The following is a 7,730-nucleotide window of genomic DNA, read 5'->3' as shown; positions in this document are numbered from 1 at the left end:
CCGTTTGCGGCCCGGCCCCCCGCCCCCCTGCCCAGCCCAACCGACGGGGGGCTCCCCCCCGGCGCCGGGGTGCAGCCGCCCTTCGTCGTACGTACGAGATCAGGTGCCGTACGAGGTCAGTTGCGCATGACCTCGGGCTCGTGGCGGCGCAGCAGGCGGGCCACGGCGAAGCCGCAGACGACGCCGATCAGCAGCAGCACGCCCATGTCGAGCGACCAGATCGCGGTGGAGTGCTCCCACAGCGGGTCGAGGTTGGTCGGGTCCTTGCGGTCCCAGGGGGCCATGGTGTGCGCGAGGTCGACGGTGGAGCCCATCGCGCCGATCGCCCAGCGCGACGGCATCAGCCAGGAGACCTGCTCGACGCCGGGCGAGCTGAAGATCTTGAACAGCACGCCGGTGAAGACCACCTGGACGATCGCGAACATCACCAGCAGCGGCATGGTCTTCTCTGAGGTCTTCACCAGCGAGGAGATGACCAGGCCGAACATCATCGAGGTGAAGCCGAGCGCGATGATGCCGACGCAGATCTCGGCGGGCACCGGCATGAGGTTGCCCTCGGCCGGCACCTCGCGCGGGAAGAGGCCGATGGCGGTGATGATGACGCCCTGCACGGCGGTGATCAGTCCGAGGACGAAGACCTTGGACATCAGGTACGCGGAGCGCGAGAGGCCGGTGGCCCGTTCGCGCTCGTAGATGACCCGTTCCTTGATCAGCTCACGGACCGAGTTGGCGGCGCCGGAGAAGCACATGCCGACCGCGAGGATCAGCAGGATCGTCCCGGCGTCCTGGTTGAAGCCGGTCTTCGAGGGGTTCTTCTGGAGCCCGAAGTCGGACGGGATCACCGTGCTGACCACGCCGAGGATCGCGGGCAGGATGACCATCAGGGCCATGAAGCCGCGGTCCGAGGCGATCACCGACAGATACCGCTTGACCAGCGTGAAGAACTGCGAGCCCCAGCTCTGCGGCTTCTGCAGCTTCGCCGGCGGCGAGGCCGAGGGGCCCTGCGGCTGCGGCATCTCCTGCATCGGCGGCGCGTTGTCGAGCTCGGCCGCGTACATCTGGTAGTGCTGCGAGCCCTGCCAGCGGCCCATCCAGTCGTAGTCGCGGTAGTTCTCGAACGCGGAGAAGACGTCGGCCCACGTGTCGTAGCCGAAGAAGTTCAGCGCCTCCTCGGGCGGGCCGAAGTAGGCAACGCCGCCACCCGGCGCCATCACCAACAGCTTGTCGCAGAGCTGGAGTTCGGCCACGGAGTGGGTGACCACCAGCACCGTACGGCCGTCGTCGGCGAGGCCGCGCAGGAGCTGCATGACGTCGCGGTCCATGCCCGGGTCGAGGCCCGAGGTGGGCTCGTCCAGGAAGATCAGCGAGGGCTTGGTGAGCAGCTCAAGGGCGACCGAGACGCGCTTGCGCTGGCCGCCGGAGAGCGAGGTGACCTTCTTGTCCGCGTGGATGTCGAGCTTGAGCTCGGCGAGGACCTCCTCCACGCGCGCGTTGCGCTCGGCCTCAGCGACGTCGCCGGGGAAGCGGAGCCGGGCCGCGTAGCGCAGCGCGGTCCGCACCTTGAGCTCCTTGTGCAGGATGTCGTCCTGCGGCACCAGGCCGATGCGCTGGCGGAGCTCGGCGAACTGCTTGTAGAGGTTCCTGTTGTCGTAGAGCACCTCGCCGACGTCCGCCGGGCGGTAGCCGGTGAGGGCGCGCAGCAGCGTGGACTTGCCGGACCCGGACGGGCCGATCACGCCGATCAGCGACTTCTCCGGGACGCCGAAGGTCACGTTGTTGAGGATGACCTTGCCGTTGTCGACCTTCACGGTGAGCTGGCGCGCGCTGAAGGAGACCTCGCCGGTGTCGACGAACTCCTCCAGGCGGTCGCCGACCACCCGGAAGCTGGAGTGGCCGACGCCGACGGTGTCCTGCGGAGTGATCACCGCGGACCCGGACTTGGGCAGCGGCATGCCGTTCACGTACGTGCCGTTGTGGCTGCCCAGGTCGCGGATCTCGAAGCGGCCGTCGGGCGAGGAGCGGAACTCCGCGTGGTGCCGGGAGACCTGGAGGTCGGAGACGACCAGTTCGTTCTCCAGCGCACGGCCGATCCGCATCACCCGGCCGAGGGCGAGCTGGTGGAACGTGGTGGGGCTGCGGTCCCCCGCGTGCTGCCCCTGCGCGCCGCCCTGCGGAGGCACTCCCCCGTGCTGCGGGTAGCCCGCCTGCGGCGGCTGCTGCACGCCGTGCGAGGGCTGCGGCCAGCCCTGGTGCGGCGGGGCCTGCTGGGCCTGCGGGTGCTGAGCCTGCGGCTGCTGGGCCTGTTGCGGCGGCTGCTGCGGTGCCTGCGGCTGCTGCGGCGGCGCCTGTACGGCCTGCTGTGCGGCCTGACCCTCGGGCGCGACCGTCTGCGCGCTGTAGACGTCGGCGGGCTGCGCCCCCGCGCCGGCGCCCGCGGTGAGGTTGAGCAGCGGGCCGTCGGTCGCGTTGCCCAGGTGCACGCTCATGCCGGGGCCGAGCTCCATCTGCTGGACGCGCTGCCCCCGCACGTACGTGCCGTTCGTGCTGCCCTGGTCCTCGATGACCCAACTGCGCCCGCCCCAGCGGACGGTGGCGTGCCGCCAGGAGACCCTGGCGTCCTCGATGACGATGTCACCCTGCGGGTCACGACCGAGGTTGTAGGCCCTGGACGGATCGAGCGTCCAGGTCTGTCCGTTCAATTCCAGTACGAGTTCCGGCACTCCATGCCCCAAAAGTTGTCCCCCGAACAACTCCCCCAGTGAGAGGGAGTCTAGGGATGGCGAACATCGTGGGGAACTATTTCAGGCGCGCAGCCCGTACAGAAAGCCGGGCTGCAGATCAGGCCCGTCCCCGAGTGGCCCCGGGGGCAGTTGACGCGCGCCGAAGGTGCTCCGAGAGTGGATACCTCTCCCGTTTCCGCATTGATCACGACTGATCACAACTGATGCGGACAACCGGGTACCGATCGGGGGCACCGCGATGGTCGACTCCGCACGGCACGACCGATTGTCCCGCCGGGGCGGAGCGCTGCCCCGGCGGGACGGCGCCCTGGACATCCTGCTCTCCGCGCTGGCGGCGGTGGGCTGGTCCTTCCTGGGCATGGCGGGTACGGCGGCCCTGGGGCTGCATCTGCTGGGCGCCGACGCGGCCGGGTCGCTGGCCCCTCTCACGGCCGCCGCCGTGGCGATGGCGGTCGGCGGGAAGGTCGTCCCCGACGGAAATGTGGAGATCTTCGGCCTGAAGGGTGCGGAAGCCAAGGCCGCGGTCGACATTGTCCCGTTGGGTGTCTCTTTGGTCGGTGCGCTGCTTCTCGCGTACGTCTTTCTGCGGTCTCTCCGTGCGACGCACGGCGTGCCTTCGGGTGCCCGGATTGCGGCACGCGGCGGCACGGTGGTTCTCCTTTTCACCGCACTGCTCGGAGGACTCTCCTGGGCCGGGCATTCCACGGTCACCATCGACGGCGGTTCGCTGGGCCTCGACAAGGCGCGCGGCAGTGCGCAGGACGCGCTCGAGCAGCGGTTCGGCGACACCATCGGTGATATCGGCGGCGGACTGCTGGGCCGCGTCGACAAGTTCGCCGACGCCAAGCTCGCCGTCGGCTTCCGTGTGGAGACCGCGCCGACCCTGCTGGCCGCCGTCCTCTTCGCGCTGATCACGCTGCTGGCCGCGCTCGCCGTCTCACGCCGCACCGCGCTGCCGGCCGGACGGCTGGGCGACGCGGTGCAGCGGCTGGTGCGGCCCGCCGTGTCCGCGCTGGTCGCGATGCTGCTGACCGCCGTGCTCGCCGCCCTCGCCGCTGCGGTGTACGGGGCGCTCGCGGGCGGCGATCCGAAGCGGGTGGCGGGCGCCGCGCTGCTCGGCGCCCCCAACGGGGCGTGGCTGGCGGTCCCGTTGGGGCTGTTCGTGACCTGGCACGGCCAGGTCACCGGGCAGCTCACGGGGCTGCTGCCCGATCCGCTCGGCGAACTCCTGGGCGGCGGGGGCGACAAGACCCTCACCATGTCCCGACTGGCCCAGCAGGACAGCCGGTTATGGCTGCTCAGCGCCGCGGTCGCGGTGATGCTGCTGGCGGCCGGGCTGCTCACGGGGGCCCGCACGCCGGTACGCGGGGCGAGCCCCTTCCGCTTCGCCGGGCGCTGCGCGCTGTGGCTCGGCCTGGCCACGGGGCTGGCCCTGCCGATGCTGGTGGCGGGCACCGGGGTGTCCGCGAACGCCGGCCTGAGCGTGCTCGGCTTCGACGCGGTGGGCGCCGGGGTGAAGCTGCACGGCAGCACCGGGGGCGCGCTGCTGCTCGGGGTGGTGTGGGGCGCGGCCGCGGGCCTGCTCGGCGGGCTCCTCACGTACGCCTCGGGGACGGCGGGTACGCGGGCGGCGGTGCTGATCAAGGGCGTACGGAGCGGTCCCCGGGGTGGTCCCGGGGACCGCGAGGAGGCGGGGTCAGGCGCCGGTTCCGCTGTCGGCTCCGGGGCCGCTCCCCGCGGCCCGGGCGCGGTGTACGAGCACCCGCCCGCCTACCCGGACGCCGCGTACGAACGCGGCCCGTACCGTCCACGCCCCGGCCCACCACCGAGGGAGCCCAACCCGTACCGGGAGCAGTCGCCGCCGCGGGGTGGGGAGGAGAGCGGGGCGGGCGGCTGGTTTGGGGGCGGGGCCGGCGGTGGGGGGTCTCGTGACGGCCGTGACGGTGGCCGTTCCGGTGGCGGTGGCGGCCGTACCGGTGGCGGCGGTGGTCGCGCTGGTGGCAGCGGCGGTGCCGGCGGGGGCGGGGCCGGTGGGCGCGGTCCTGGTGGTGGGCGTTCCAGCGGTAGCAGTGCTGGCAGCGGCGGTGCCGGTGGGCGCGATGCCGGTGGTCGCGGTCCTGGTGGTGGGCGCTCCGGCAGTGGCGGCGCTGGCAGCGGCGGTGCGGGTAGTCGCGATGTCGGTGGTGACAGTGCTGGCAACGGCAGTGCTGGCGGTCGCGCTGGTGGCAGCGGCGGTACCGGCGATCGCGATGCCAGTGGTCGCCATCCTGGTGGTGGCCGTTCCAGCGGTAGCGGTGCCGATGGCCGTTCCGGTGGTCGCGATGCTGGTGGTGACAGCGCTGGCAGTGGCGGTGCTGGTGATCGCGCTGGTGGCAGCGGCAGTGCCGGTAGTGGCGGCAGCGGAGCCGGCGGTGGCGGCGCCGGTGGCCGTTCCGGTGGCGGCAGCGGCGGTGGCGATGCTGGTGGTGGCCGTTCCGGTGATGGCGGTGCCGGTGGTGGCGCCGGGCAGCCGTGGTCGGCGCCGACCATCGGGGGCGGGCCTCGGTCGAGGTGGCCCCAGCCTCCTCCGCCGGGGCCCAGGCCGCGGCCGGACGACCGCGGAGACCGGCGGCGGGGGCCGGGGCCAGGGCCGGGACAGCGATGAGGATGGGCCGCGGGTGCCGTACGGAAGCCGCAGGGCAGGTCGCCGGAGTGCCGCGGGCAAGAGCCTCGGGGCCGCGGGGCAGGTCGCCAGGGGTGCGGGCGGGAGTCTCGGGGGCCGCAGAGCCCCTCGCCGGAGGCACGGGCGGGAGTCTCGGGAGTCGCGCGCGGGTGGGTCGTCGGGGTCCCGGAAGGGGGTGCGGCTGCGGAGTGAGGTGGATGTGCGTGGTGTCCGCGCTGGTCAGGGGGCGTGTGCAAGATCACCGTGCGCCCCCGGGCGAGACCCGTGCGCCGCAGCGGCTAACGTAAGAGAACCATGACCACTTCGCTGGCCACATCGCCCTCGTACGCCGACACCCCCACGCTTCTCGTCAAGATCTTCGGCAAGGACAGGCCCGGCATCACCGCCGGGCTCTTCGACACCCTCGCCGCGTTCGCCGTCGAGGTCATCGACATCGAACAGCTCGTCACCCGAGGCCGCATCACCCTCTGCGCACTGGTCACCGCCCCGAGCAGCGGCGACGCCACCGAGGGTGAACTGCGCGCCACCGTGCACAGCTGGGCCGAGTCCATGCACATGGAGGCCGAGATCATCTCGGGCACGGGCGACAACCGCCCGCGCGGAACGGGACGTTCGCATGTGACCGTGCTCGGTCACCCGCTGACCGCCGAGTCCACGGCCGCCATAGCGGCCAGCATCACCTCGACCGGCGGCAACATCGACCGCATCTTCCGGCTCGCCAAGTACCCCGTGATCGCCGTCGAGTTCGACGTGTCGGGCACCGGCACCCCGGAGCTGCGCACCTCGCTCGCCATGCAGGCCGCACGGCACGGCGTGGACGTCGCCGTGGTCTCCTCGGGGCTCCAGCGCCGGGCGCAGCGGCTGGTCGTGATGGACGTGGACTCCACCCTGATCCAGGACGAGGTGATCGAGCTCTTCGCCGCACACGCGGGCTGCGAGGACGAGGTCGCCGAGGTCACGGCCCGCGCCATGCGCGGCGAACTGGACTTCGAGCAGTCCCTGCACGCCCGCGTCGAACTCCTCGCCGGGCTCGACGAGTCGGTGGTGGACAAGGTCCGCCAGGAGGTGAGGCTCACCCCGGGCGCCCGCACCCTGGTCCGTACCCTCAAGCGGCTCGGCTACCAGGTCGGCGTCGTCTCCGGCGGCTTCACCCAGATCACCGACGCGCTCCAGGAGGAACTGGGCCTCGACTTCGCGCAGGCCAACACCCTGGAGGCGGAGGACGGGAAGTTCACCGGCAGGGTCACCGGGGAGATCGTCGACCGGGAGGGCAAGGCCCGCCTGCTGCGCCGCTTCGCCGAACAGGCCGGGGTGCCGCTGGAGCAGACCGTCGCCATCGGGGACGGCGCGAACGACCTCGACATGCTCAACGCCGCGGGCCTGGGCGTCGCCTTCAACGCCAAGCCGGTCGTACGGGAGGCCGCGCACACCGCCGTCAATGTGCCGTTCCTCGACACCGTCCTCTATCTGCTGGGGATCACCAGGGAAGAGGTGGAGGCGGCCGACGGCGACCTGATCGCCGGCCCCGAGGAACCGGGGCTCACCGCGGGCCTCTGACCGCGGGCCCTAGGAACTCTCCGGGGCCGGACCTGATTCCGGCCGTCTGATCGGGCCTCTGATCGGCGGGGTGCCATGGCGCTGCGGACAGCGTCACGGCACCCCGCATGCGGTTGGTCGGAGCACCGTCGTCCGGAGTTCCGTCGTCCGAAGCTCCGTCGTCCGAAGCTCCGTTGTCCGAAGCTCCGTCGCCCGGAGCCCCATCGCTCGGAGCCCCGTCGTCCGGGGCACCTTGTCCGCGGGCTGCTTACTCGTGCGGTGCCCAGTAGTCGGTGAGCGTGCCGGACGCGGGCTCGACGGACTTCCAGGAGCCGGGGATGCGGAGCACGGCAAGCGCCGCCGTGGGGAAGCCGCTGCGCGACATCCGCTCCATGCTGTCCCCCTCCGCATCGCCCGCCAGCACCTCGGCCACACCCTGGATGCCGGGGTTGTGCCCGACCACGAGCAGGTCCCTGACCTCGTCGGAGATCTCATTGACCAGCTCGATGATCTGGCCGGGGGCCGCCTCGTACAACCGCTCCTCATAGACCGTCTTGGGGCGCTGCGGGAGTTGGGGCGCGATCAGCTTCCAGGTCTCCCGGGTGCGGGCCGCCGTGGAGCAGAGGGTCAGTCCGGGGGAGATGCCGTGCGAGGTGAGCCACTCACCCACCGTCGGGGCATCCTTGCGGCCCCGGTCCGCGAGCGGGCGGTCGTGGTCGGCCACCTGTGGCCAGTCGGCCTTTGCGTGTCGGAGAAGGACGATACTGCGGGGCACATCGACGCTCATGAGT

4 protein-coding genes are annotated in these 7,730 nt (G+C 72.0%); 2 read left to right on the top strand and 2 right to left on the bottom strand.

The window, feature by feature from the left end; all coding sequences use genetic code 11:
- Window positions 1–116: 116 nt before the first annotated feature.
- The gene (locus tag ABEE00_RS32775) at window positions 117–2,732 is read right to left on the bottom strand and encodes an ABC transporter ATP-binding protein/permease (RefSeq protein WP_345749411.1); all 2,616 of its coding nucleotides are present in this window, start codon (window positions 2,730–2,732) and stop codon (window positions 117–119) included.
- Window positions 2,733–2,979: 247 nt separating this feature from the next.
- Between ABEE00_RS32775 and ABEE00_RS32770 the strand changes: the two genes are divergently transcribed.
- Window positions 2,980–5,385, top strand: a complete 2,406-nt coding sequence (locus ABEE00_RS32770) for a streptophobe family protein (RefSeq protein ID WP_345749410.1) — start codon at window positions 2,980–2,982, stop codon at window positions 5,383–5,385.
- 312 nt (window positions 5,386–5,697) lie between these two features.
- Window positions 5,698–6,960 (top strand): phosphoserine phosphatase SerB, encoded by a 1,263-nt coding sequence (gene serB, locus ABEE00_RS32765; RefSeq protein WP_345749409.1) that lies wholly within the window; start codon window positions 5,698–5,700, stop codon window positions 6,958–6,960.
- A 247-nt stretch (window positions 6,961–7,207) separates the two neighbouring features.
- On the opposite strand, the gene ABEE00_RS32760 is transcribed toward serB, so the two are convergent.
- A complete protein-coding gene (locus ABEE00_RS32760; RefSeq protein ID WP_345749408.1) occupies window positions 7,208–7,726 on the bottom strand; it encodes a SixA phosphatase family protein in 519 nt (172 codons plus the stop codon).
- Window positions 7,727–7,730: the final 4 nt, after the last annotated feature.

This window comes from Streptomyces odontomachicola, assembly GCF_039605595.1.
Taxonomy (GTDB): Bacteria; Actinomycetota; Actinomycetes; order Streptomycetales; family Streptomycetaceae; genus Streptomyces.
This window is presented reverse-complemented; position numbering and strand designations above follow the sequence as displayed.

Coding starts and splice junctions, on each gene's coding strand:
- ABEE00_RS32770 (WP_345749410.1), top strand. CDS start 2,980: ATGGTCGACTCCGCACGGCACGACCGATTGTCCCGCCGGGGCGGAGCG.
- serB (WP_345749409.1), top strand. CDS start 5,698: ATGACCACTTCGCTGGCCACATCGCCCTCGTACGCCGACACCCCCACG.
- ABEE00_RS32760 (WP_345749408.1), bottom strand. CDS start 7,726: ATGAGCGTCGATGTGCCCCGCAGTATCGTCCTTCTCCGACACGCAAAG.